The organism is Priestia sp. YIM B13552, from assembly GCF_042787775.1.
In the GTDB taxonomy this organism is placed as follows: domain Bacteria; phylum Bacillota; class Bacilli; order Bacillales; family Bacillaceae_H; genus Priestia; species Priestia megaterium_E.
This window is the reverse complement of record NZ_JBHZOU010000002.1, coordinates 349,793-374,744: the sequence shown is the minus strand read 5'-3', so window position 1 is coordinate 374,744 and position 24,952 is coordinate 349,793. Positions and strand designations below refer to the sequence as shown.

The window sequence follows — 24,952 nt, the reverse complement described above, 5'->3', positions numbered from 1 at the left end:
GAATTTTTTCATCGATAGACAAGCATTGCGTACACCATTCGGTATAATGGTACAAAAAAGAACGAGCCGAAAGGGAGGATGAATCGTGAGAACGTATGAAGTATATTTAATGGAGGAAGAAGTTGCATCATCCTATTTTCGAAGAGAAAAGCTCATTTATCAGCTGCTGATTGAATATAGAATGAAACGTCACTTGCAGGAAACGCACTTACAAAAACAAGTTCATTACATTACTCGCCAACTGCCCATTTCATTTATTCAACGAGAATTGCTTCAGGCGTTTTCTCATTATCCTCATTTTTTTACTCATCAAGAGACGTTTGTGCTGGAATATCCTCATAAAAAAAGTCGAGCATCTATAAAATTAACGAATCGCTGTATAACAATTGAAGGAGATGGCAATGTTGATGCTGAGACAGCTTTTTTTGAAGTATTACGCAAGCTAGATCCTTGTTTTTTAGCAGTGAATTATGGAACGGATGAATACGGCTGGCTGAGGCCTGTGAAAACAAGAAAATTTGTGTAATTATTTAAGGAAATTGGAACGGAAATATTGTATAATAGCGTATGGTCTAGTACACTGTAAGTTAGACAACACGAAGGAGGAAGTAATACCATGGGAATGTATATTCTAGTTGGTGTTCTAGCATTAATTGTTGGGATAGCGCTAGGATTTTTCATTGCTCGTAAATATATGATGAGCTATCTGAAGAAAAATCCACCAATTAATGAACAAATGTTAAAAATGATGATGATGCAAATGGGCATGAAACCATCGCAGAAAAAAATTAACCAAATGATGAAAGCAATGAACGGCCAAATTAAATAATGGTTAATTGGACAGACACTCTCTATTCAGAAGGGTGTCTTTTGTTTTATGATAGAGATAAGAAAATGGTTGTGGGGCTAGGGGGATACGATGAAAATTTTTCGAGAGTTATGGTGGTTTTTCAAACAGGAAAAAAAGTCTTACATAACGGGGGTAGCGCTGCTCATTATTGTCGCAGCATTAGAACTTCTCCCGCCTAAAATTATTGGTTTAACGGTAGATGGCATTAAAGAAGGGACGCTGAATGGAAAGCGCTTAATGCAGATGGTTGGCATTTTACTAGGAGCTGCTGTTGTGGCCTATTTCACAAGATACATATGGCGTATTATGATATTTGGTTCATCTGTTAAACTAGCCAAGCAGCTGAGAAATACCCTCTACACTCATTTTACCAAGATGAATCAGGCCTTTTATCAAAGGCGGCGAATTGGGGATTTGATGGCCCATGCAACAAACGATATTCAAGCTATTCAACAAACTGCAGGTTCGGGCGTTTTGACACTCGTGGATTCCATTGTCACAGGAGGGCTTGTTCTATGCACAATGGCCCTCACAATCAGCTGGAAATTAACGCTTATTTGCCTTATTCCTATGCCGCTTATGGCCGTTTTAACAAGTTACTATGGTACATTACTTCATGCGCGGTTTCATCACGCACAAGCAGCATTTTCTACTTTAAATGATAAGGTTCAAGAAAGCATTAGCGGGATTAAAGTCATTAAGACGTTTGGGGAAGAAGCAGCTGATGTCGAAGAATTTCGCATCAAGTCTGCAGATGTTGTCCAAAAGAACATGAAAGTAGCCCGAATAGATGCATTGTTTGATCCGACCATTTCGATTATTGTAGCACTTTCTTTTTTACTTGCTCTTATTTTTGGCAGCAAGATGGTTATTAGTGAAGAGTTAACACTGGGGCAGCTTGTTACCTTTACAACTTATTTAGGCCTTCTTATTTGGCCGATGCTCGCGTTTGGCTGGCTATTTAACATTATGGAACGTGGAAGAGCATCATATGACAGGGTATTTTCTTTATTAAAAGAAGAAAATTCGATTGAAGAAGCAGCGTATCCTAGTGTTGAAATGCCAACAGGAAATATTGAAGCTGTTATTCATAGGTTTTCGTATGGTAAAGAAGACGAATATACGTTAAACGAAATTTATTTTACACTTTCTCGCGGTCAAACGTTAGGTATTGTCGGAAAGACGGGTGCTGGGAAAACCACGCTTTTAAAGCTGCTGCTTCGTGAATTTGATGTAAGAGACGGAGCTGTTTTATGGGGAGGAAAAGATATTAAAGACTATGCTTTTGATTCATTGTACAAAAGCCTTGGATATGTTCCTCAAGATCACTTTTTGTTTTCAACAACAGTTGCTGATAATATCGCTTTTGGAAAAAGAGAAGCAAGCAATCATGAGATTGAAGAAGCGGCTAAAGTTGCCAATGTACATAGAGACATCCTTGATTTTACAGATGGCTATCAAACAATAGTAGGCGAAAAAGGCGTTTCGTTATCGGGTGGACAAAAACAGCGTATCTCGATTGCAAGAGCTCTTCTATTAGATCCTGAGCTTTTAATTTTAGACGACTCGCTATCAGCGGTAGATGGAAAAACGGAAGCGGGTATTTTACAAGCGATGAAGCAGAAACGTCAAAATCGAACAACGATTATTACAGCGCATCGGCTGAGCTCGGTTACTCATGCAGACCTGATTCTTGTACTTAATAAAGGGAAAATTATTCAGCGAGGAACTCATGAGGAACTGCTTAGCGTGAGCGGCTGGTACCAGGATATGTACGATAGACAGCAGCTTGAGCGTGCGGTAGAAGAAGGAGAGACGAAAAATGAAAATTGAGCATTCTTCGGTACATAAACGTCTGTTTCGCTATACAATTCCGCATAAAAAATCATTTTTTTTAGCGTTCACACTATTATTAATTGCTACGGCTGCGGATTTATTAGGGCCCATTTTGATTAAAATTTTCATTGACGATTATTTAACTCCTAAGTATTTGCCTCTTCAGCCTCTTGTGTGGCTTGCAAGCAGTTATTTGCTTTTACAGCTTTTAAAAATTGTCGTTCAATACTTTCAGCTTCTGCAGTTCCAAAAAATTGCGCTTCAAATTATTCAGCAGATTCGAATTGACGTTTTTTCTCATGTTCATCGCCTGGCTCTTCGCTTTTTTGACAACACTCCCACAGGAAGCCTGGTATCTCGAATTACAAACGACACGGAAGCCATGAAAGAAATGTTTGTGGAAGTCATCGCGGTTTTTATTCAAAATGGGGTGTTTTTGGTCGGTATTTTTATAGCCATGTTTATGCTAGATGTGAAACTGGCTTTTTATTGTTTAGTTCTTCTCCCGTTCATTTGGGGACTTATGAAGCTTTATCAGCATTTCAGCGCTATTTACTACGGACAGCTTCGAGAGAAACTAAGCCAGTTAAATGCCAAGCTTCATGAGTCTTTGCAAGGCATGTCTATTATTCAGTTATTTCGTCAAGAAAAGCGGCTGCGCTCGGAGTTTGAAGAAATCAATGATGAACATTACAAAGCGGGGATGCGCAATATTAAGTTGGATGGTTTGCTGCTAAGGCCGGCAGTCGAAATTCTTTACATTTTAGCCGTTATTCTTGTGCTCAGTTATTTTGGTATTTCCGTAGCTGACAGTCCTGTTAAAATTGGTGTTCTTTACGCGTTTATCAACTATTTGGATCGTTTTTTTGAGCCTGTTAATGAAATGATGCAGCGTCTTTCTATGTATCAGCAAGCGATGGTATCAGCGTCTCGGGTATTTGACTTGATGGATGAAAAAGAAAAAAATCCAGTCATGACAGGAGAACAAAAGCAGGGGGTACAAAAAGGAACGGTAGAATTCAGAAACGTAACGTTTTCCTATGATGGTGTTCGAGATGTACTTTCTGATATATCGTTTACGGTAAATGAAGGAGAAACAGTGGCTTTAGTAGGCCATACGGGAAGCGGGAAAAGCTCCATCATTAATTTATTAATGCGTTTTTACGAGCAGCAAAAAGGAGACATTTTGATCGATAATAAACCGCTATCGTCTTTTTTAAATAAACAGCTTCGAGATGAGGTAGGGCTGGTGCTTCAAGATGCCTTTTTATTTGCAGATACCGTAAAACGAAATATTACGCTGCACGAAGACCATTTTTCTGATGAACAAGTAAAAGCAGCGGCGGAATTTGTGCAAGCTCATGCATTTATCGAAGCTCTTCCTAATAAGTATAATGAAGTGCTAGTCGAAAGAGGTTCCACTTTATCAAGCGGCCAGCGTCAGCTCTTAGCATTTGCAAGAACGGTCATCCGAAATCCTAAAATCCTTATTCTTGATGAAGCAACAGCACACATTGATACAGAAACAGAAGAAGCGATTCAAGAAGTGTTAAGAGATATGGGAAAAGGCCGTACAACAATTGCGATTGCCCATCGTTTATCCACTATTCAACACGCCGACTGTATTTTAGTACTGCATAAAGGAAAAATCGTCGAAAAAGGCACACATACTGAACTGCTAAACAAAGGCGGTTTGTACTATAATATGTATCAGCTTCAGCACAGTGAAAAAGAGGAGAATTTCAGCAAAGAAACAGGAGTAAAAGAGACTTATACAGAATTGATAGAGTGAAGGCAAAAAAAGAAACAACCTTCATGGAGAGGTTGTTTCTGTCGTTTGAGCAGGGAATTCATTGTAAACGTTTAATAAATGATCTAATTCTTGACTATGTTTAATAGCAGGTGGAGAGTTTAATCCACTTACTCGGACTATGCGGATGAGTTCTTCTCGTTTCTTTTCAATCGCTAATAGAATATCTTTTTTGGCCAATGCTATGTATCCCTTCTAACAAGTCGTTTACCTAATTATACAAGATAATGGTACTATTTGAAAGAAGTGAGATAAGACAATTTGGTTACAAAATGGTAACGAAAAAGAACAAAAAGAACAAAAAAGGGAAGTGTGAAATGTGGGAGATTTAAATTTGTTTTTGGCATTTGGCGCAGGTTTTTTATCGTTTATTTCACCTTGCTGTTTGCCTTTGTACCCAGCTTTTTTATCGTACATAACGGGAGTATCAGTTAGCGAGCTAAAGGAAGGCGCTAAGTCACATCAGCGAAAAGCTTTTATTCACACAGCTTTCTTTTTGCTTGGGTTTTCTGTCATTTTTATTATGATTGGTTTTGCGACGTCTTTTATTGGTCAGTGGTTTTTTAACTATAAGGATTTAATCCGGCAGATTGGCGCTATTCTTATTATTTTCTTTGGTCTAGTTGTACTAGGGATTTTTAAGCCTCGCATTCTTATGCAAGAACATAAGCTTAGATTCGCAAATAAGCCGGCTGGTCTCTTAGGTTCTTCTTTCATAGGCATGGCGTTTGCTGCGGGCTGGACTCCGTGCACGGGCCCTATTTTAGTATCGGTTATGGCGCTTGCAGCGACAAACCCAGGCTCTGGCCTTTTGTATATGATAGCTTATTCACTTGGATTTTCTATTCCATTTTTTATCATGACGTTTTTTATTGGGAAAATGAACTGGTTAAAAAAACATATGAATTCCATGATGAAAGTTGGCGGATACGCAATGATTGGCATGGGATTTATTTTGTATTTTGATTGGATGACAAAAATTATTATTTATACAACGAGCGTATTTGGAGGGTTTACGGGCTTTTAAAAAGGGAAAATGATACAAAAAGAATCTGAGAATTGGCAGATTCTTTTTATTTTTCAAAAGACAAAATAGTTACTTTCGCTCTTAGGAAATATACAAGAATATGGGGTGAAAAAATATATAGAAAAAATTTATTTTTACTATATCTTCTATAAATACGGAGTGATACAATGAAATCGTCATATTTTTAATTGTTAAAAAGAGGTGTATAAATTGAAAGATATTTTGTTAATCTTGCTTTTGCAACTGATCTATGTACCGATCTTGACGCTGCGCACAATTTTTTTAGTCAAAGGTATGAGTATGTATGCCTCGGTTTTTGGATTTGTTGAAGCGTTAATTTATGTATTCGGCTTATCTCTTGTATTTTCAGGAGATCAAAGCACGCTTGCTATGGTTGTATATGCAGTTGGGTTTGGAGTGGGAATTATCCTTGGAAGTTATATCGAATCTAGGCTTGCTATCGGATATACAACATTCTTAGTTAACCTTATGACCAAAAATGAAGAGTTGATTAACCGCCTTCGACAGGAAGGTTTTGGTGTTACTGTTTACCAAGGAGAAGGAAGAGACAGTGCACGCTATAGATTAGACATTTTAACAAAAAGAAGTAGAGAAGAAGAGCTATTAGCATTCATTGAAGAATATGAGCCTCGTGCTTTCATTATTTCATACGAGCCGCGTAAATTTAAAGGCGGGTTCTTACTAAAAGCAATGAAAAAGCAAAAACAAAAACAAAAAGCAAAAGCAGATATCACCTCTACTAAATAAAAACAGAAGAGATCCTCTTCTGTTTTTTTGTTGCACTTTTACTTCTGATGTTTTTTGGATTATAATATAAGTAAACACTAAACTATAGTAAAGGAAGGATTTCATTGGTTATTGCTTCAACACTTGTCGCAATTTTTATGGCTTCTTTCATATTAGTTGTTCGAATGAAAGCTGCTGATAAACCAACGAATGCAAAAAAAATTATACTTCCGCCTTTTTTTATGAGTACGGGAGCGTTAATGTTTATTTTTCCAATGTTTCGAGTAACGGGTGCAGAACTGCTTGAGGCGTTAATAGCAGGCATGATTTTCTCAATCCTGTTAATTAAAACGTCTAAATTTGAAATTCGTGACGATCATATTTACTTGAAGCGTTCAAAAGCTTTTGCATTCATTATTATTGGTTTGCTTATTATTCGAATTGCAATGAAAATATATTTAAGTTCTTCAATTGATGTTGGCCAGCTTGGCGGTATGTTCTGGATTTTAGCATTTGGTATGATTGTACCTTGGCGCATTGCGATGTACACATCGTACAAAAAGCTCGAACGAAAGCTGCATAATGATCGTCTTGCTAATACAACAATATTAAACTAAAAAAGGTGGCTACGCAGCCACCTTTTTTGATTTAAAATAAATGCTGATAGGGGACGGCATCTATTTTTTGTTTTTTTAATGTTTTTAATAAAAATTTATGATCACGTTTAGGCGTAGCTAAAATGTATCCACGTACGATTAAGTCTTCCGTTATAGAGGCTGCTTGTTCCTCAATTGCGAGTTCCCCAATTTTCCCCGCGATTTTTTGTTTGGCTACATCGCGAAACAGTTCAGGTACTGGTTCAACAAGAACGTTTAATAGCTGCTTTTGATCAGCTGACCAAAGGTGGACGGTTTTGGAAAGATAGTGATCTTGCCAATCAAGCTCAGACATGCCGTCTTCTTTTGGTAAGCGCTTTAAAAACTTCCTGAACATAAAAAATCCGCCGATAGCAAACATGCTCATTAAAAAGACTACCCAAAATAAAATAACCCATAAAAACCAGCCCTCTAGCATATTTTTCACTCCTTTATAAAGAGGTCAATCCTGACATTACTATATTTATACATTTATTATAAAAGCCTTGTTCCTTTTATGGCAATATAAAATTCCTGTACTTTGCGCGAGAGGAAAGTCTTTTTTGACTCATCAATAAGTTTATATAGACTCATTAATGAGTGAATTATCGTTAGAATTGTCTAAAAATGCTTATTTTTCAGCTTTTTAAAAGTTGGCACGTTTTTTGCATATAAACTAATTGAAGAATTATTTAATATGAGAGGAAGATAAAAAATGAGTCAAACTTTTAGCAAAGTAGCAACAAATTTACCGGGAGAAAATGCAAAGCAATTATTAGATAGAAGACACCGTGCCATTCCGAAAGGTGTAAGTTATGGCATTCCGACATTTGCTGATACGGCTGAAGGGGCGATCGTTAAAGATGTCGATGGCAATACGTTTATTGATTTCGTAGGCGCAATTGGCACAATCAATGTAGGACACAGTCATCCAAAAGTAAAAGAAGCGCTTCACAAACAAGTAGACCGTTTTATTCACACAGGATTTAACGTAATGATGTATGAGTCATACGTAGAGCTTGCAGAAAGATTAGCAGCAATTGCGCCTGGTGAATTTGACAAGAAGGTATTACTTTTAAATAGCGGAGCAGAAGCTGTAGAAAACGCAGTGAAAATTGCTCGTAAATATACAAAGCGTCAAGGAATTATTTCCTTTAACCGCGGTTTCCATGGCCGTACATTAATGACAATGACAATGACAAGTAAAGTAAAACCATATAAATATGAATTTGGACCGTTTGCTCCTGAAGTATACAAAGCTCCATATCCTTATGAGTATCGCCGTCCACAAGGATTATCAGTTGAAGCATACGAAGATTTCATGATTACAGAATTTAAAAACTTCTTAAATACAGAAGTAGCACCGGAAACGATTGCAGCTGTTGTAATGGAGCCGATTCAAGGTGAAGGTGGCTTCATCGTTCCAGGTAAACGTTTTGTGCAAGAAGTGTATCAATTATGTAAAGAGCACGGAATTTTATTTGTATCAGATGAAATTCAAGCAGGATTTGCACGTACGGGCCGCTACTTCGGTATTGAACATTTTGACGTTGAGCCTGATTTAATTACGGTATCAAAATCACTAGGAGCTGGCGTACCAATCAGCGGTGTCATTGGCCGTGCTGAAATCATGGATGAATCTAATCCTGGTGAGCTTGGCGGAACGTACTGCGGAAGTCCTCTTGGATGTGAAGCAGCCTTAGCTGTACTTGATATCATTGAAGAAGAAAAGCTAAACGAACGCGGTGAGTACCTTGGAAAAGTAGTAACATCACGATTTGAAAAACTAGCAGAAAAATATGACTGTATCGGTGATATTCGCGGATTAGGTGCTATGTCTGCTATCGAGCTTGTAAAAGATCGTGAAACAAAAGAAGCGGACAAGGAGCTTACACAGCGTATCGTAAAAGAAGCAAACAAGCGTGGATTATTACTGCTTAGCGCAGGAGTATTTGGAAACGTTCTTCGTATCTTAATGCCAATTGTTATTACGGATGAGCAGCTGGAAGAAGGCTTAGCTATTTTTGAAGCAGCACTAGAAGCAAGCGTGCAGCAAACGGTTGAAGTATAAGAGAAATTGAGGCATGAGTGAAGAGAGGGCTCTTCACTCATTCTTCATGAATCACAAAGAATGGGTATGTTTGGACACTCTATTTATAGATTTTTCATTTTCTGATAAAATAAAATAATAATTATTTTTTGACGAAAAGGTGATTCAAATGACCATTCATAAAAAGCATATTCAGCAAATTAACGACGAACTTTACGATATATTTGAGTCATCATTTGATGAAATCTTTGTAACTGATGCGAATGGATATGTGTTAGTTGTAAATTCAGAGTGTGAAAAAAACTATGCTTTGAAAGTGGAAGATTTTATTGGAAAGCACGTAAAAGAACTGCAGGAAATGGGTATTTTTTATCCTTCGGCCACGTTAAAAGTGATTGAATCCAATCAAGCGATTGAATTGGTTCAAAAAACAAACTCCGGCAGGTATCTTCATGTGCGGACAAGGCCGGTATTTACAAACGACGGTCATTTAAAAAGCGTTATTAGCTATTCTCGGGATCTCACAGACTTGATGGAATTAAAACGAAAAGTAGAAGAGATGGAAGAACAGCTTGAAAACTATAAAAAAGAGTTAAACGAAGCCGTCGATTTAGAAGGCATCGTGACAAAAAGCGAAGCGATGAAAAAAGTTTTTTCAACCATTCAACGAGTTGCTTCTGTAAATACAACCGTTCTTTTACTTGGAGAAACAGGAGTAGGAAAAAGCAGAGTAGCAAAACTGCTTCACCAGCTTAGTACAAGAAAACAGCAGCCGTATCATGAACTTAACTGTGCAGCGCTACCTGAACAGCTTATTGAATCAGAGCTATTTGGCTATGAAGGCGGCACGTTCACTGGAGCATTTCGAGAAGGCAAAAAAGGGATCATTGAGCTTTCCAACGAAGGCACGCTTTTTCTAGATGAGATTGGTGAACTTTCTCTTTCAGCACAAAGTAAGTTGCTCCACGTGCTGCAAGACCGTACAATTCGTCCCGTGGGCTCAACAAGAGCAGTATCAATAGACGTACGAATCATTGCTGCTACGAATCAAAATCTAGAACAAATGGTGGAAGAAGGAAAGTTTAGACGTGATTTGTACTATCGGCTGAACGTAGTGCCGATCACCATTCCTCCTTTACGAGAGCGAAAAGAAGATATTCTGCCGCTTGTCTATCAGTTTCTTCACCATTTTAATACAGTATACGAACGTAATGTACGTTTATCACCAAAGGCGTTAGATGCGTTTTTAGGACAAGAATGGAAAGGAAACGTTCGTGAAGTGGAAAATATCATTGAGCGTCTGGTTGTTACAGGGGAAGAAATGATTACGCTTAAAGATTTGCCTTTTGCAAAAGAGTTTGCTATCGATCCACCTGTCCATACGCTTCCTGAAATGATTGAACATGTGGAAAAAGAGATGGTCATAAAGGCGTTTGAACAACATAGGTCGTCTTACAAAGTAGCGGAACAGCTTGGTATTAGCCAATCACAAGCGAGTCGTAAAATTCGAAAGTACGTTTCGGACAGCACAGAACACTGAGTAGATAAATTTAAGCAGGGAGTGAAGAAATATGAAGCAAGCAAACTTATATATTAACGGAGAATTTGTTTCAGCAAATGATACATACGAAGTGGTAAATCCAGCAACAAATGAAGTAGTGGCTACTGTTGCAAAAGGTGGAGAAAAAGAAGCAAAGCTAGCAGCAGATGCTGCCTATGAAGCGTTTCAAACATGGTCTAAAAAAACAGCAGAAGAGCGCGGTAAATTATTATTTAAATGGCATCAGCTGATCGAAGAACACACCGACGAACTTGCTGAAATAATGACAGTCGAGCAAGGCAAGCCTCTTAAAGAAGCAAAAGGTGAAATTGGCTATGCCAACGGATTCGTTTCATGGTACGCAGAAGAAGGAAAACGCATTTACGGAGAAACAATCCCAGCTTCTTCTCCTAATAAACGATTATTTGCTCATAAGCAGCCTGTGGGAGTCATGGCAGCTATTACACCTTGGAACTTCCCGGCAGCTATGATTACGCGTAAAGTAGCGCCAGCTTTAGCAGCTGGATGTACAGCGGTTATTAAACCGGCAGAACAAACGCCACTAACGGCTCTTCGACTAGCAGAGCTGGCACAGGAAGCGGGTATTCCAAAAGGCGTAATTAATGTAGTTACGGGAGATGCAAAAGCGATTGGAGAAGCGTGGCTTCAAGATGGACGCGTACGTAAACTATCGTTTACGGGCTCTACAGAAGTAGGTAAACTGCTAATGCGCGGAGCAGCTGATACGGTTAAAAAAGTGTCTTTAGAATTAGGCGGACACGCTCCGTTTATCGTAACAGCAAATGCTGATTTAGATAAAGCAGTAACAAATGCAATTGCTTCTAAATTCCGTAACGCTGGTCAAACATGCGTATGTACAAACCGCATCTACGTGCACGAATCTGTTGCTAAACCGTTCGCAGAGCAGTTTGCAGCGGCTGTTAGTCAGCTGAAAGTCGGAAACGGCTTAGAAGAAGGTACGGATATCGGACCTCTAATCGATGAAAAAGCGTTAGAAAAAGTAAAGCGCCACTTAGATGATGTTGTAGCAAAAGGAGGAAACGTCTTAACTGGAGGGGCTGTACGCGAAGAAGGAAGCGGACTTTTTGTTGAACCTACGGTTGTAGATGGTGCAACGGACGATATGCTTTGTATGTACGAAGAAACATTCGGGCCAATTGCTCCGATTGCGACGTATCAAACAGAAGAAGAAGTTATTCGCCGTGCAAATAACTCGCCTTATGGATTAGCAGCTTACGTGTTTACTGAAAATATTTCAGAAGCTATTCGTATTGCTGAAGCTTTAGAATATGGTATTGTAGGACTAAATGATGGACTACCTTCTACACCACAAGCGCCGTTTGGCGGCTTTAAAGAAAGTGGACTTGGACGTGAAGGCGGACATTACGGAATTGAAGAATATTTAGAAGTAAAATATATTTCTTTAGGCTTTTAACAAAAAGTGATTTCGCTTTCCTGCGAAATCACTTTTTTTAGTAATAGTACACGTGGGGAATTTGTGCATGGATTGATTGAAAATTCATGAATAAAAAACAAAATTCTTCTAGAGTACAGCATTCAAGATCTTCGCAATCGTGAGAGTTAAAAAAATCTTCAAGTATAGTTGCCTCAACGTCTTTAAATAACCAGTGGTGTTCAACATCCTCAAAATTGCCGCGATAAACCTCACTTAACCCATAGAAGTCGAATATATCTTCCAACTGCTTCTGTTGCATAGCCATCCCTCCTCTTCCTAGTATAAGAAAAAGAAAGAGATATTAAACAAGCCGTCATACTACTTTGTTTTTTTTATAAAATCTCGTATAGTTAATAGTAATGACAAGCAAAGGAGTTTCGGTATGTTTACATATATCACGTTATTTGGTTTTCTTGGATTCGCTGTGTATTCGAGTACGTGGATTTATTCTATTGTCAAAAAAGATGGAAGAGCAAAGAAAAATGGAAAGGGTACTCTTATTAGTTTTCTTGTGATGCTTATTGGGTTAGTCGGTCTGCAGCTTACGTAATCATAGATTATTTTGACATTTTTACCACCTTCACTTATAGTTAACGTTGGGCGAACATATGTGTGATTTTGTTCACAGTGCTTGTCTTAAGTTGAAAAAGAAAGAAGGTGGCATATTTGAGATATCACACACATATTGCAACATCGATTGCTGCCGGTGCCGGCGTGGCTATAACAGGAGACGCTTCGTTTACATTTCCTTATGTTGTAGGCATCGCGATTGGAGCACTGCTTCCTGATATTGATGAACCAAATTCATATATTGGTAGAAGATCTCTTGGTCTCGCAAAAATAATTAAATCTATTTTTGGACACCGAGGTATTACGCATTCTATTCTTGCAAGCGGACTTATTTTTTATTTACATACGATGTATGACAACGACTTTACATTAGGAATAGCCTATGGATACGCTTTTCATATTCTTGGAGATTTCTTTTCTAAACGAGGGGTACCTTTTTTCTCACCTCTTAGCAAGAAGAAGTTTAAGCCTCCTTTAACATATGAAACAGGTAGCGGAGCAGAGACGCTCATCTTTTACCTAGCAGTAATAGGAAGTTTCTATATGCTTTATAAGTATCAGCTGTACACTCAGCTGTTTTAAAGGAAGAAGAGGCTGGAACAACAGTATGTTAGCTGAGGTGAATGACGAACCATTGATCAAAATATTTGATCGGTGGTTCGTTTTTTATTGGAATGGTGAACGTAGGTCTTATCTGTTTAGTTGCTTCTAGCGGTTGATTGGAGGGCAAGGCGAAGACTCCTGCGGGAAAAGCAGACTAGATGAGACCCCGCAGGAGCCTAGCGGCGAGAAGGCTCATGGCCGCCCGCTGAAAGCGAAGCCTCGTACGGGTATCAGCAGTGGTGTAAAAAGCCATTTATACTAGAGCATTTATCTAATTTGTTTTAGACTTCCACTACGTAAAGTTCAGTCGTTTTTATAGGAAGGGTAATGGTAATACTTGTGCCGTCATTTTTTTCACTGGCTACATGAAAAAAACCATTATGTTCGTTAATAATTTTGTTGCAAATTGTTAGTCCTAGGCCTATTCCTCGTTCTTTTGTTGTATAAAAAGGCTCTCCTATATGAGGGATACGCTTTGAATCAATTCCACATCCATTGTCTTTTATCACAATACACAGCGTTTCTCTCGCTGATTTTTCAATCGATACCGCCAGCTTGCCGCCGCTTTCCATCGAATCAATGGCATTTTGTATAACATGAATAAATACTTGGGTTAGCTGTGTTTTTTGTCCACTAACGAGCAGGGGATGTTCTTTTGGATAATGACGAATGATGTGGATGTTTTTGACTCCAGTAGCCGGTTCAAATTGTTTTAATACCTCATCTAACAAGTCGGTAATAACAAGGTTGTCTGTATATACGTACTCTTGTTTAGCTAAACTCATAAACTCTGAGATGATATGTTCAATTTGTGAAAGTTCATGCTGAATGAGATCTCGATAAATCATTGTTTTTTTCGGCTGCTGTGTCTCACTGAACAGTTGTATAAACCCTTTAATGGTTGTTAAAGGATTTCTAACCTCGTGTGCGATACTTGCAGCAAGGTGACCAATGACAGAAAGTTTTTCTGAATTTCGGATCTTTTTCTCTGCTTGTCTTTTTTCTGTTACGTCTCGTGAGACAAATACAAATCCTTCGATTTCTCCGGTGGATGTAATAATTGGAGCGCCTTTACATTCTAATAAAACGATGGTGCCGTTCACGTGAAACTTTCGATATTCAAATGTGGAAGCATCTTTTGTTTTGCTCATGTTAGCTAAAATAGTCGAGATTATGTGTTTATCTTCGGGATACGCATTGATAAGCACATGTTGGCCAATAAGCTCATCAGGATAAACGCCTAACGTTTTAGCGTAAGAAGGAGAAGCGTATTCATAAATGCCATCTTCAGTAATAGCACATACTAAATCATGGGTATGAGATAAAATAGCTTGATGCTTTGGTTCATTATCATCCGTAATGATTCGATCTTTTAATGGATAAAAAAGCTGATCTTCTTGGTTCGTGAAGGTGTGCCGAACTTGAGTGCCGCACATTCTGCAAAAATTATAATCTTCCTTATAGTTACAAGAAGGACAAACGGGCATCGAATCACTCCAATCAGATCTATGCAATGAGAGAGTTCTCAAGCATATATAATCATTATTATATATTCAAATTATAGGAAAAAATATGAAAAATCAAATGTGCTATATGGAGGGGAATAGGGCTTGAAAACCCTATAAAAAGATTTCAAATACATGTTTTTAGTTGTAAATAGATGAGAAAGGGAATTTTTTACACGTTTAAAAAATTCAGCACATCAAATAAGAGGCGTGATTTACCTCTTATTTGATATGCTGATAATGCTCTAGCGCTCGCTCTCTAGCTGCTTTATGATCGACAATTGGAGTCGGGTATGTTTTATTAAGTGTAACGTTTGCTTTTTCTAATACGTCTGCTGGGGCCTCCCAAGGTTTATGAATATAAGAAGAAGGAATATCCTTAAGCTCTGGAAGCCACTTTTTAATATATTCTCCTTCTTTATCAAATTTTTCTGATTGAGTAATTGGATTAAAAATACGAAAATATGGCGCGGCGTCTGCTCCTGAGCCTGCAACCCACTGCCAGCCCATTGTGTTATTAGCTAAATCTGCGTCTACTAAGGTATCAAAAAACCAATTGGCTCCGTGTTTCCAATGAATTAAAAGGTGCTTTACTAAAAAGGAAGCAGCTACCATTCGAACTCGATTGTGCATAAACCCTGTTTCCCACAGTTCCCGCATTCCGGCATCGACAAGGGGATAGCCGGTTTTTCCATTTTTCCAAGCTTGAAGCTCTTCATTGCCCTCAGCCCACTGAAATTGCTTGAATTTTTCATTAAGCGGTTCACTTGTAGTGTGCGGGAAATGATAAAGCAGCTGATAAGCAAAATCTCTCCATATAAGTTGACGAATAAACATTTCAGCTTGCTGTTCAAAAGCATCGGAACCTACTTTTTCAGCTTTAGTTCTCAAATAATGATAAAGAACTCGAGCTGAGAGCTGTCCTGTAGCCAAATAAGGAGATAGAAACGAATTTAATGCTTCAGCAGGAAAATCTCGTCCTTTTTCATAATGAAGCATCTTATTCTTTAAAAACGTTTTGAACACATCAATAGCGCCTTTTTCCGTAGCTTCCCACGTCGACTTAATCGTTTCATCCCACGGTATGCTTGGAAGCAAATCGAGATCTGAGACTGAAAGGGATTCAACCGGTTTAGAGGAGGCCTGTATGGAAGTAACTTTTTTTACAGAAGAAGATACGGAATGTTTTTGAGAAGCTTTATAATAAGCTGTAAATACTTTATAAGGATCTCCATTTTCTTTTATGATTTTCCAAGGTTCATGAAGGAGAAATCCCTCAAATGTGCGAATATTTATTTGTTGCTTTGAAAAAAAAGCTTGAAGCTCTTTATCTCTTTTTAGCGCATGTGGTTCATAGCGTCTATTCCAATAAATATCTTGTGCATTTGTTTCATGGAGTAATTTTTGCAACACATCTTTAGGGTTTCCTTTTTGTACAATCAGCGTTCCTTTTATTTTTTCGATCGAGGTTTTAAAGTCATTCAGCGCATGGTGAAGCCACCATTTACTTGCACTTCCCATTGAGCTTTCTTCATAGTCGTCATGGATATAAACAGGTACAACCATTCCTTCTTTAGCTGCTTGAAATAGAGCTGGGTTATCAACCAGCCGAAAATCTTTTCGAATCCATACGATAATGGTTTTATTCATCATGTGCCACCTTTCTATCTGCAATTTGCCTCGATTATAGCTTTTTTCTTATACGTTCTACAATTTTGAATGTGTAGAAGGCCTATTTTCTTATGGACGAATTTCAGATTGATGGTAAAAAGAATAACGTAAACAGAGTAAGAGAATGGGAAGGAGCCCTTAAAAATGAGAAATTCGTATGGAATGAAACAAACCGGACAACCGATATCCAATCCATATATGCAAGCAGCACCTAAACCTGCTAAAATGCCGCCTATGCCTTCTGCAAAAGAAATGCAGGCAATGCCGGTGCAAGAAGGCGCAAATCAAATGCCAATGCACGGAGAAATGCCGCCGATGAAAGATGCAATGCCTTCGATGCATGGAGGAATGAATCAAATGCCAATGCACGGAGGAATGCCGCCGATGCAAAAAGAAATGAATCAAATGCCAATGTACGGAGAGCTACCGCCAATGCATGAAGGAATGGGTCAAATGCCGATGCACGGAGGAATGCCGCCAATGCATGAAGGAATGGGTCAAATGCCGATGCACGGAGGAATGCCGCCAATGCATGGAGGAATGGGTCAAATGCCGATGCACGGAGGAATGCCGCCAATGCATGGAGGAATGGGTCAAATGCCGATGAAAGATGGAATGCCGATGCATGGAGGAATGGGTCAAATGCCGATGCAAGGAGGGATGCCGCCAATGCACGGAGGAATGTGCCAAATGCCGATGCAAGGTGGAATGGCGCCAATGCACGGAGGAATGGGTCAAATGCCGATGCAAGGTGGAATGGCGCCAATGTACGGAGGAATGGGTCAAATGCCAATGCAAGGTGGAATGGCGCCAATGCACGGGGAAATGGGTCAGATGCCGATGCATGATTGCGGATGCCGCGATTTCTCAGCACCGGTTGGTCACCAGCCGCCTCATTCTTTAAATGATTGGATGTTCATGCAACAACCAAATCCACGTTCTTTTTAATAAACCCTTTACCCTAGATAAAAGGGATGTATTTTTGAATCTTTAGTATAAATATAGAATTTTATTAATTGAAACGTCATGAGAAAAAGAATAGTTCTTACTCTTTTTCCATGACATTCAATTTTTTGAAAATATTAATCACATCTTTTGGGTGTTTTCTTACATAAGAGAGTTTGGTAGAGTTTTTTAAGTATAAATACAGGGAAAAGAAGGCAAAAGCTCTATATTAAAGGGGAAAGGGTGTTTTTAGAATGATATTAGAAGTCACAGCTGCAACCTTACATGATGCTAAAGTTGCCCAGGAACATGGTGCCGATCGTATAAGCCTTGTAACTGGAATCGGTGAAGGCGGCTTAACCCCAAGCTACGGTTTGATGAAAAAAGTGAAAGAAACGATACATATTCCAATATTTGTGATGATTCGTCCACATAATCAATCTTTTCAATATGATGAAGACGATTTGCAAACAATGATTGAAGATATTCACTATGCAAGAGAAATTGGCATTGATGGAATTGAAATTGGCTGTTTAACGGAAGACAAAATTATTGATGAGCAAGCTTTAAGGCGACTGCTGGATGCGGCAGGAGAAATGAATGTAACGTTCCACTTGGCATTTGATGAAATCAGTGATCAAGAAAAGGCGCTTGAAACGCTTTTAAGCTATAAGCAAATTCAGCGTGTCATGACTTCAGGAGCGGATAAAAGTGCACTAAACGGTATTCCTCATATTAAAAAACTGTTACGAAGAATGAAAGATAAAGATATCATTTTAATCGGGACAAAAGGGCTGAAACCTGAAAATCTTCAAGCGTTCTTATCCGTTACTCCCGTGAAAGAAATTCGTATTGGTTCAGGGGTTCGAGTGAATTGTCAATATACGAAACCGCTTGACCCAAGGAGTGTAAAAGCTGCAAAAGAAACGATGAATAAGCAAAAGTAACAGAAGTGCTACAAGAAATTGTAGCACTTTTTTATTTGGAAATAGAAAGGGACTTATTACATAGTTTTCCCTAATTGGAAAACGTCATAAAAACCTTTGAATCCTTGATACATAAGAGAAATGCTGTGTTTTCCCGACTTTAGAGTGAAGTAGGAATAATTTCATATTTTCAGAATAATTATTGACAGTGATAATCATTATCATTTATTGTTGTAATTGTTAATGAAAATCATTATCAATTGAAAAAACAGGAGGATATGATATGTCAACGTCAACGAAACAACTTACATCAAACGAAATGCTGCTTGCTATGCAAAATGAACGTGAATCCAATGCAAGGTCTTATCCTAGACGCCTTCCTATTGCAATTAAACAAGCAAAAGGCGCTGTGATTACGGATATGGATGGAAAAGAGTATATTGATTGTTTAGCCGGAGCCGGTACACTTGCTCTAGGTCATAACCATCCCGTAGTTCATGAAGCAATTCAAGACGTTTTAGCAAAATCTATTCCTTTACATACATTAGATTTAACAACGCCTGTGAAAGAAGCTTTTATCGATGAAGTATTCGCTAGTTTACCAGAAAACTTTGCAAATAAAGCGAAAATCCAATTTTGCGGTCCAACTGGAGGAGACGCGATTGAAGCGGCTTTGAAGCTTGTAAAAACAGCAACAGGCAACCGAACGATTTTATCTTTTCAAGGGGGATATCACGGCTCCACGCACGGCACGTTAAGCATCAGCGGTACAACGAGTCCCAAAAAACACATTCATGCGCTAGTACCCGATACACATTTTCTACCTTATCCATATGAATACCGCTGCCCATTTGGGGTAGGTGCTGAAGGTCACACGTACATTAGTACATACATTGAAAATATGCTGGATGATCCTGAAAGCGGAATTGTTACTCCGGCGGGTGTTGTAGTAGAAATTGTACAAGGAGAAGGAGGCTCTGTTCCGGCGCCGATTCCATGGTTAAAAGAGCTTCGCAGAATCACAAAAGAACGAAACATTCCGCTTATTGTAGATGAAGTTCAAACTGGAATTGGAAGAACAGGAAAGCTGTATGCATTTGAGCACGCTGATATTGAACCGGATGTATTAGTACTATCTAAAGCAATTGGAGGCAGCCTTCCTTTATCAGTCGTTCTGTATGATAAAAGGCTGGATCAATGGGAAGCGGGTGCACATATCGGCACCTTTAGAGGAAATCAGCTTGCGATGGCTACAGGACAAGCCACTCTGCAATTTATAAAACAAGAAAACTTACCTGCACATGCTCATGAATTAGGAGCTTATATTCAGAGTCAGCTAAAACATATTCAAAAGCAAGTACTTTCAATTGGCGATGTACGCGGAAGAGGTTTAATGCTGGGCGTTGAAATCATAGACGCAACAAAGCCGGCTAATAAAATCGGCAGTCATCCTGCAAACGGTGAGTTAGCTAAGCTGATTCAAAAAGAATGTTTCGACAGAGGCGTCATTTTAGAAGTGGGCGGAAGACATGGTGCTGTTATTCGTCTGCTTCCTCCATTAATTTTAACGAAACAACAAACCGATGAAGTGTTAACGAGATTTGAAGAAGCGATAAAAGCAGCAGAAGAGAAGTGGGTGAATAAATAAAATGGCGCCGTTTGAAAAGTGGTTTTTATCATCATCCAAAGAAAGCCTCGAGAATTATGAAGCGATGATAGGCGGAATGACAGAGATGATTAAACGTCACTACCATACACTAAAAGCCCCTTATACTCACATAGACATTCACGAACTATCGAACTTAGTCAATCGCTCGGTCTATTTTAGCGAACACGAACAGCCGCTAGAAGATCTGTTTGATGACGTACAAGCTGTAGTGATGGATCATTCGCTTCATATTTCGCATCCCGGGGCAATGGCACACTTGCATTGCCCTCCGATTATACCGGCCCTTGCTGCGGAAGTGATGATTTCTGCTTTGAATCAATCTATGGACTCGTGGGATCAAAGTCCGGCAGCTACGTATATAGAAGATCAAGTGATTGATGAATTAACACAACAAATTGGTTATCCAAGCTCTGCTTCCGGCGCTTTTACAAGCGGAGGGACTCAGTCGAATTATATGGGACTTCTGCTTGCTCGTAATGAGTATTGTCATGCTGCATTTTCAATTGATGTTAGTGAAGAAGGTTTACCGCTCCAAGCTAAAAAACTGCGGATTTTCTGCTCGGAAAAAGCCCACTTTACGGTGCAGCAATCTGCAGCTCAGCTTGGACTGGGCATGAATGCAGTGGTGAGTGTAAAGTGCAATGAAAGGCACGAGATGGATATAGAAAATTTAGAAGAAGCAATACGGGAAGTCAAAGCACAGGGAAACCTTCCTTTTGCTGTTGTAGCAACGGCAGGTACGACGGATTTTGGAAGCGTAGACCCTCTTTTTGAAATAAGTGCATTAGCTAAAAAAGAAGGGCTTTGGCTTCATGCTGACGCCGCTTATGGAGGAGCGCTGCTGTTTTCACATAAATATCGTAAACGCTTAAAAGCTCTTGAACGAGCAGATTCTATTACGATGGATTTTCATAAGTGGTTTTATCAGCCGGTAAGCTGCGGGGCATTTTTGCTGAAGAATTCAGCTATGTTCAAACACATTCAGCTTCATGCCGATTATCTAAATCCTGAAGAAGATGAGCATGTACATTTGGTAGATCGCAGTATTCAAACGACCAAACGATTTGACGCCTTGAAGCTATGGCTGACTTTCCGTGCAGTAGGTACAAATGAGTATGGAAAAATGGTTGATCATACGATTGAAACGGCTAAGCAAACAGCTGAACATTTACGAAAGCAAAGGAATATTGCGGTGTTAAATGATCCTTATCTGAACGCGGTTGTATTTCGCTATGTGCCAGATACTTTATATGGTGATTGTCAAAAACAGCAGCATTATGAAAATAAGTTGAATCAGCGTATTCAGCAGCATTTATACGAAAAAGGCACTTTTATCATGGCAAAAACAAAGCACAAAGAGCAGGCATATTTAAAGCTAACGATGTTAAATCCTATGATTACAGTTGATTCTGTTGCCACTCAGTTAGAGGAAGTCGTGGCTTTAGGAAAAGAGTTGGAGAAAAAGGAGGAACGATTACGTGAACGCTCAGTTATCGGCTAATTTTATTACGATGCAAAATATTATTAATTGCTATATTCGAGAAACAGGTAAGGGAGTATGGCAGTCCGTTTCAGAAATAAAAAGCGAGGAAACGCTCGTTCTTAGACTAGAAAAACAGCCGGTAACTCTTTACTTTCCAGTAAAGTACCGTTCAGCTACCGGACGTCACTTGTTCTTTCCGGTCTTTTATTATCGCATTCAGAAAGAGGAGCTCAAGGAGTTAGATGTCGTCACTCTTTTGGCCTTTCTTTTAAAAGAAGTAACAGATCATTTACTACAGGTAAATGAGCTGATTGTACGTGTGCTACTAAGCTATGAAAATATGAAATTGTTCATTGAAAAAAGACAGAAAGAGTTAGAAACGTGCTATAAATGGGACAAAACGTTCTTAGAATCTGAGCAGTCATTGCTTATTGGCCACCAGCTGCATCCGACACCTAAAAGCCGTCAAGGGATATTACCTGAAGAAGAAGAGGTGTTTGGGCCTGAAGTGAACGGCAAATTTCAGCTTCATTATTTTAAAGCACATAAATCGCTTGTTGCAGAGCAGTCCGCCGGGAGTCAAACCACATCACAGCTTATTAAAGAGCAGTTGAAAAAAGATAAGAGGGTTTCTGAAGAATTCATACAGTCGCATTGCCAAGCGGACGACTATTCACTTATACCTATGCATCCGCTGCAAGCTCGTTATCTTTTAGGAAAAGAAGAAGTGTGTGAATGGATTCAAAAAGGCAGGCTTGCTTATCTAGGGCCACATGGTCAGCCGTTTTATCCGACTTCGTCTGTTCGAACCGTATACAGTGAAGATGCAGATGTAATGTACAAATTTTCTATTCCGGTGAAGATTACGAATTCACTGAGAGTGAATAAACGTAAAGAATTAAGCAGAGGTGTAGAAGTGAGTCGTTTATTGCAAAAGGGATTACAGGCTGAGCTTCAAGAAAATCATCCGGCTTTTCAAGTGATTGAAGACCCTGCTTACATCACGCTTGGAACAAAGGAGCTTGGGTTTGAAGTCATGGTTCGAAGCAACCCTTTTCAAGGTGAGCATGGGAACCTTACAACGCTCTTAGCAAGTTTGTGTCAAGATCACGTGTTTGGGAAAGCTTCTCAAATTGAAAATATTATTAATCATATTGTTTCAAATGAAAATAGCACGAATGAAGACATAAGCAAGCGCTGGTTTAAACGCTATTTAGATGTTTCTTTTCATCCTATGATGTGGCTTTACACTCAAAAAGGAATTGCGCTGGAAGCTCATCAGCAAAATTCCGTTATTAAACTTGATGAAAACGGATATCCATCGATGTTTTACTACCGTGACAACCAAGGCTATTACTTTATGAAATCAAAGGAACAAGAGCTTCGCAAGCTGCTTCCTTCCTTAAACGGAGAAAGCGATACGGTATGTGATGACGCTGTAGCAGAAGAAAGATTTCGTTATTACGTATTATTTAATCATATTTTAGGATTAGTTAATGCTTTTGGGGCAGCTGGCCTCGTTCAAGAGTCAGATCTGCTATTGATTCTGCGACAAGAAATCGAGATGTACACAGAAAAAGATCATACGGGGCTTGTTTCATCGATGTTAGAAGAGAAAGTGCTTCCTTGCAAAGCCAATTTCTTAACGCGCGTTCATGATATGGATGAGCTGGTAGGCTCTCTTGAAACGCAGTCTGTTTATGTAAATGTTGAAAATCCTCTGTACGAATCTGCAGGTGTACGGGTATGAAATCGGCATTACAAACGCAGTATCCTTTTATGATTCAGCAAAAGGAGCAGAGCATCACCTTTCGCTCTGTTTCTTTTGCAAAAGATTTCGAACGGCTGTACAAGTGGATGCATGAACCGCATGTTATTCCGTATTGGAATTTAAATATTTCAAAACAGGCGTATGAGCAGCATTTAAAAACATTTCTCGCTGATTCCCATCAAAAACTGCTAATTGGAGAAATTGACGGTGTACCTATGAGCTATTGGGAATCTTATACGGTTGAAGGCGATATTATCAGTAACTATTACCCTTATGAAAAAGGAGATCAAGGGATTCATTTATTAATTGGAGAACCTGATTTTTTAGGAAAAGGCTATATTTATCCGCTCCTTCTTAGTTTACTAAAGCACAAGTTCGAGGTAGCAGATACTGCTAAAGTAATAGCGGAACCAGATATACGTAATGAAAAGATGATTGCAGTATTTAAAAAATGCGGGTTTCAATTTATGAAAGAAGTGTCGCTTCCTGATAAAACAGGCGTACTGCTGAAATGTGAAAGAAAAGTATTTGAAAGAAGGTGGAGCGAATGGAACAACGGGACATTTTAGACGTAATTGGAGTAGGAGTTGGTCCATTTAATTTAGGATTAGCAGCTTTAATTGATAAAACAGATTGTACATATAAATGTTTTGAACAAAAAAATGAGTTTAATTGGCATCCAGGAATGCTTTTAGAAGGGACAACTCTTCAAGTTCCGTTTATGGCAGACGTGGTCACGATGGTGGATCCGAAAAGTCCATACACGTTCTTAAATTATTTGCATGAGCATGAGCGCTTATATCAGTTTTATTTCTTTGAGAAGTTTCATATCCCAAGAAACGAATACAATCACTATTGCCGCTGGGTAGCAAGCCAGCTGAGCGGGCTTGAGTTTAACAGCACAGTAAAAGAAGTCAAAATGTATGAAGATGCTAAACCATACTACGAAGTAATAGTTGAAAAAGAAGGAAAGCTTCATACCTATTACAGCTATCATCTTGTAACCGGAGTAGGTACACAGCCCGTAGTGCCAAGAGACTTTCAATCAGTAGCCAGCGATACGTTCTATCACTCCGCTCATTATAAAATGAATCGTGAACAAACGCTGAAGGCTAAAAGTATAACCGTAATTGGCTCGGGTCAAAGCGCAGCTGAAATTGTCTATGACTTACTTCAACAGCAGCCTGAATTTGATTACAAGCTAAATTGGTATACGCGCTCAAAAGGGTTTTATCCGATGGAGTATTCAAAGCTTGGCCTTGAACATTTTTCACCGGATTATACCCGCTATTTTTATAGATTGCCTCAAGAGAAAAAAGAGAGCGTTTTACAAAATCAAGCTCTTCTGTATAAAGGAATAAGCTTTGAAACGATCGGTGATATTTATGAGTTGATTTACGAACGAACGATTGGCGGGAAAGAAGTGCCGCTAACAATGCGCGCGCTTACGGAACTTGCAGGCGTTGAAAAGACAAACGACACACATCTTCTTACTCTTCACCAATACGAGCAGGACTCGTTTGAAAAAGAAGAAAGTGAAATTGTCATTATGGCTACTGGCTATCATGCAAAAGAGCCTGCTTTTATGGAAGGTTTAAAAGAACATTTGCTATTCGATGAAAAAGGACAGCTGAAAATTAGCGAATCCTATCAAGTTGAGATGAAGAAAAAAGGCGCTCCGCTATTTGTTCAAAACGGAGAGCTTCATACACACGGGGTTGGAGCACCAGACTTAGGTTTAGGCGCTTATCGAAATGCTGTCTTGATTAATCAAATTGCAGGTGAAAACGTGTACAAAATATATAAAAATACTGTCTTCCAAAAGTTTGGATTTTAA

At 39.0% G+C, this 24,952-nt stretch carries 25 protein-coding genes; 20 read left to right on the top strand and 5 right to left on the bottom strand.

From position 1 onward, the window contains the following. The first annotated feature begins 85 nt into the window (after positions 1 to 85). The 4 genes from sirA (at position 86) to ACFX40_RS08005 (ending at position 4,478) form a co-directional block, all read left to right on the top strand. Positions 86 to 526 (top strand): sporulation inhibitor of replication protein SirA, encoded by a 441-nt coding sequence (gene sirA, locus ACFX40_RS08020; protein WP_013084721.1) that lies wholly within the window; start codon positions 86 to 88, stop codon positions 524 to 526. A gap of 90 nt (positions 527 to 616) precedes the next feature. Then, complete coding sequence (locus ACFX40_RS08015) at positions 617 to 829, top strand: YneF family protein (protein WP_013058772.1); 213 nt, start codon at positions 617 to 619, stop codon at positions 827 to 829. 90 nt (positions 830 to 919) lie between these two features. Beyond that, positions 920 to 2,683 (top strand): ABC transporter transmembrane domain-containing protein, encoded by a 1,764-nt coding sequence (locus tag ACFX40_RS08010; RefSeq protein ID WP_377254778.1) that lies wholly within the window; start codon positions 920 to 922, stop codon positions 2,681 to 2,683. Next, entirely contained in the window at positions 2,673 to 4,478 is a 1,806-nt protein-coding gene (locus ACFX40_RS08005) for an ABC transporter ATP-binding protein (RefSeq protein WP_098331927.1), read from the top strand. The genes ACFX40_RS08010 and ACFX40_RS08005 overlap by 11 nt, the downstream gene beginning before the upstream one ends. A gap of 21 nt (positions 4,479 to 4,499) precedes the next feature. Here the strand turns inward: ACFX40_RS08005 and ACFX40_RS08000 are convergent, their stop codons facing one another. Further along, entirely contained in the window at positions 4,500 to 4,676 is a 177-nt protein-coding gene (locus ACFX40_RS08000) for an aspartyl-phosphate phosphatase Spo0E family protein (RefSeq protein WP_014458520.1), read from the bottom strand. Positions 4,677 to 4,815: 139 nt separating this feature from the next. On the opposite strand from ACFX40_RS08000, the gene ACFX40_RS07995 reads away from it, so the two are divergent. The 3 genes from ACFX40_RS07995 (at position 4,816) to ACFX40_RS07985 (ending at position 6,887) form a co-directional block, all read left to right on the top strand. Further along, positions 4,816 to 5,523 carry a cytochrome c biogenesis CcdA family protein gene (locus tag ACFX40_RS07995; protein WP_028410875.1) on the top strand — a complete coding sequence of 236 codons (708 nt, stop codon included), beginning with the start codon at positions 4,816 to 4,818 and terminating at the stop codon, positions 5,521 to 5,523. A 210-nt stretch (positions 5,524 to 5,733) separates the two neighbouring features. After that, positions 5,734 to 6,291 (top strand): DUF2179 domain-containing protein, encoded by a 558-nt coding sequence (locus ACFX40_RS07990; protein ID WP_013058767.1) that lies wholly within the window; start codon positions 5,734 to 5,736, stop codon positions 6,289 to 6,291. Positions 6,292 to 6,395: 104 nt separating this feature from the next. After that, entirely contained in the window at positions 6,396 to 6,887 is a 492-nt protein-coding gene (locus tag ACFX40_RS07985) for a CcdC family protein (protein WP_013058766.1), read from the top strand. Between the two features lie 31 nt (positions 6,888 to 6,918). Here ACFX40_RS07985 and ACFX40_RS07980 read toward each other — a convergent pair whose 3' ends face one another. Next, a complete protein-coding gene (locus ACFX40_RS07980; protein ID WP_013058765.1) occupies positions 6,919 to 7,344 on the bottom strand; it encodes a DUF2621 domain-containing protein in 426 nt (141 codons plus the stop codon). A 276-nt stretch (positions 7,345 to 7,620) separates the two neighbouring features. On the opposite strand from ACFX40_RS07980, the gene gabT reads away from it, so the two are divergent. The 3 genes from gabT (at position 7,621) to ACFX40_RS07965 (ending at position 11,951) form a co-directional block, all read left to right on the top strand. Continuing rightward, the gene (gene gabT, locus ACFX40_RS07975; protein ID WP_014458523.1) at positions 7,621 to 8,976 is read left to right on the top strand and encodes a 4-aminobutyrate--2-oxoglutarate transaminase; all 1,356 of its coding nucleotides are present in this window, start codon (positions 7,621 to 7,623) and stop codon (positions 8,974 to 8,976) included. A 148-nt stretch (positions 8,977 to 9,124) separates the two neighbouring features. Further along, the gene (locus ACFX40_RS07970) at positions 9,125 to 10,495 is read left to right on the top strand and encodes a sigma-54 interaction domain-containing protein (RefSeq protein ID WP_060746012.1); all 1,371 of its coding nucleotides are present in this window, start codon (positions 9,125 to 9,127) and stop codon (positions 10,493 to 10,495) included. A gap of 31 nt (positions 10,496 to 10,526) precedes the next feature. Continuing rightward, the gene (locus ACFX40_RS07965) at positions 10,527 to 11,951 is read left to right on the top strand and encodes an NAD-dependent succinate-semialdehyde dehydrogenase (RefSeq protein WP_028410877.1); all 1,425 of its coding nucleotides are present in this window, start codon (positions 10,527 to 10,529) and stop codon (positions 11,949 to 11,951) included. A gap of 37 nt (positions 11,952 to 11,988) precedes the next feature. On the opposite strand, the gene ACFX40_RS07960 is transcribed toward ACFX40_RS07965, so the two are convergent. After that, positions 11,989 to 12,231 (bottom strand): hypothetical protein, encoded by a 243-nt coding sequence (locus ACFX40_RS07960; protein ID WP_028410878.1) that lies wholly within the window; start codon positions 12,229 to 12,231, stop codon positions 11,989 to 11,991. 123 nt (positions 12,232 to 12,354) lie between these two features. Between ACFX40_RS07960 and ACFX40_RS07955 the strand changes: the two genes are divergently transcribed. The 3 genes from ACFX40_RS07955 (at position 12,355) to ACFX40_RS07945 (ending at position 13,407) form a co-directional block, all read left to right on the top strand. Beyond that, on the top strand, positions 12,355 to 12,522 hold the full coding sequence (locus tag ACFX40_RS07955) for a hypothetical protein (protein ID WP_014458527.1): 168 nt from the start codon (positions 12,355 to 12,357) through the stop codon (positions 12,520 to 12,522). Positions 12,523 to 12,638: 116 nt separating this feature from the next. Further along, positions 12,639 to 13,124, top strand: a complete 486-nt coding sequence (locus ACFX40_RS07950) for a metal-dependent hydrolase (RefSeq protein ID WP_025750238.1) — start codon at positions 12,639 to 12,641, stop codon at positions 13,122 to 13,124. A 133-nt stretch (positions 13,125 to 13,257) separates the two neighbouring features. Continuing rightward, positions 13,258 to 13,407, top strand: coding sequence for a hypothetical protein (locus ACFX40_RS07945; protein ID WP_155920505.1), 150 nt, complete (start codon positions 13,258 to 13,260; stop codon positions 13,405 to 13,407). Positions 13,408 to 13,426: 19 nt separating this feature from the next. Here the strand turns inward: ACFX40_RS07945 and ACFX40_RS07940 are convergent, their stop codons facing one another. Together ACFX40_RS07940 and ACFX40_RS07935 are read right to left on the bottom strand one after the other, a co-directional pair. Beyond that, positions 13,427 to 14,632 (bottom strand): ATP-binding protein, encoded by a 1,206-nt coding sequence (locus ACFX40_RS07940; protein WP_028410879.1) that lies wholly within the window; start codon positions 14,630 to 14,632, stop codon positions 13,427 to 13,429. 240 nt (positions 14,633 to 14,872) lie between these two features. Further along, positions 14,873 to 16,300 carry a cryptochrome/photolyase family protein gene (locus ACFX40_RS07935; RefSeq protein ID WP_098526103.1) on the bottom strand — a complete coding sequence of 476 codons (1,428 nt, stop codon included), beginning with the start codon at positions 16,298 to 16,300 and terminating at the stop codon, positions 14,873 to 14,875. Between the two features lie 165 nt (positions 16,301 to 16,465). Here ACFX40_RS07935 and ACFX40_RS07930 point away from each other — a divergent pair, with 165 nt between their 5' ends. From ACFX40_RS07930 to ACFX40_RS07900, 7 genes are all read left to right on the top strand, one after another. Continuing rightward, the gene (locus ACFX40_RS07930; protein ID WP_377237874.1) at positions 16,466 to 17,269 is read left to right on the top strand and encodes a hypothetical protein; all 804 of its coding nucleotides are present in this window, start codon (positions 16,466 to 16,468) and stop codon (positions 17,267 to 17,269) included. A 251-nt stretch (positions 17,270 to 17,520) separates the two neighbouring features. Then, positions 17,521 to 18,213 carry a copper homeostasis protein CutC gene (locus tag ACFX40_RS07925; protein WP_272766975.1) on the top strand — a complete coding sequence of 231 codons (693 nt, stop codon included), beginning with the start codon at positions 17,521 to 17,523 and terminating at the stop codon, positions 18,211 to 18,213. A gap of 262 nt (positions 18,214 to 18,475) precedes the next feature. Further along, on the top strand, positions 18,476 to 19,840 hold the full coding sequence (locus tag ACFX40_RS07920) for an aspartate aminotransferase family protein (RefSeq protein ID WP_028410883.1): 1,365 nt from the start codon (positions 18,476 to 18,478) through the stop codon (positions 19,838 to 19,840). Between the two features lies 1 nt (position 19,841). Continuing rightward, positions 19,842 to 21,362 (top strand): pyridoxal phosphate-dependent decarboxylase family protein, encoded by a 1,521-nt coding sequence (locus ACFX40_RS07915; RefSeq protein ID WP_028410884.1) that lies wholly within the window; start codon positions 19,842 to 19,844, stop codon positions 21,360 to 21,362. Next, positions 21,340 to 23,094, top strand: coding sequence for an IucA/IucC family protein (locus tag ACFX40_RS07910; protein WP_377254775.1), 1,755 nt, complete (start codon positions 21,340 to 21,342; stop codon positions 23,092 to 23,094). Before ACFX40_RS07915 ends, ACFX40_RS07910 begins: the two co-directional genes overlap by 23 nt. Further along, positions 23,091 to 23,684: a GNAT family N-acetyltransferase gene (locus ACFX40_RS07905; RefSeq protein WP_028410886.1), complete on the top strand. Its 594-nt coding sequence runs from the start codon at positions 23,091 to 23,093 to the stop codon at positions 23,682 to 23,684. Before ACFX40_RS07910 ends, ACFX40_RS07905 begins: the two co-directional genes overlap by 4 nt. Then, positions 23,663 to 24,952, top strand: coding sequence for a lysine N(6)-hydroxylase/L-ornithine N(5)-oxygenase family protein (locus ACFX40_RS07900; protein ID WP_028410887.1), 1,290 nt, complete (start codon positions 23,663 to 23,665; stop codon positions 24,950 to 24,952). Before ACFX40_RS07905 ends, ACFX40_RS07900 begins: the two co-directional genes overlap by 22 nt.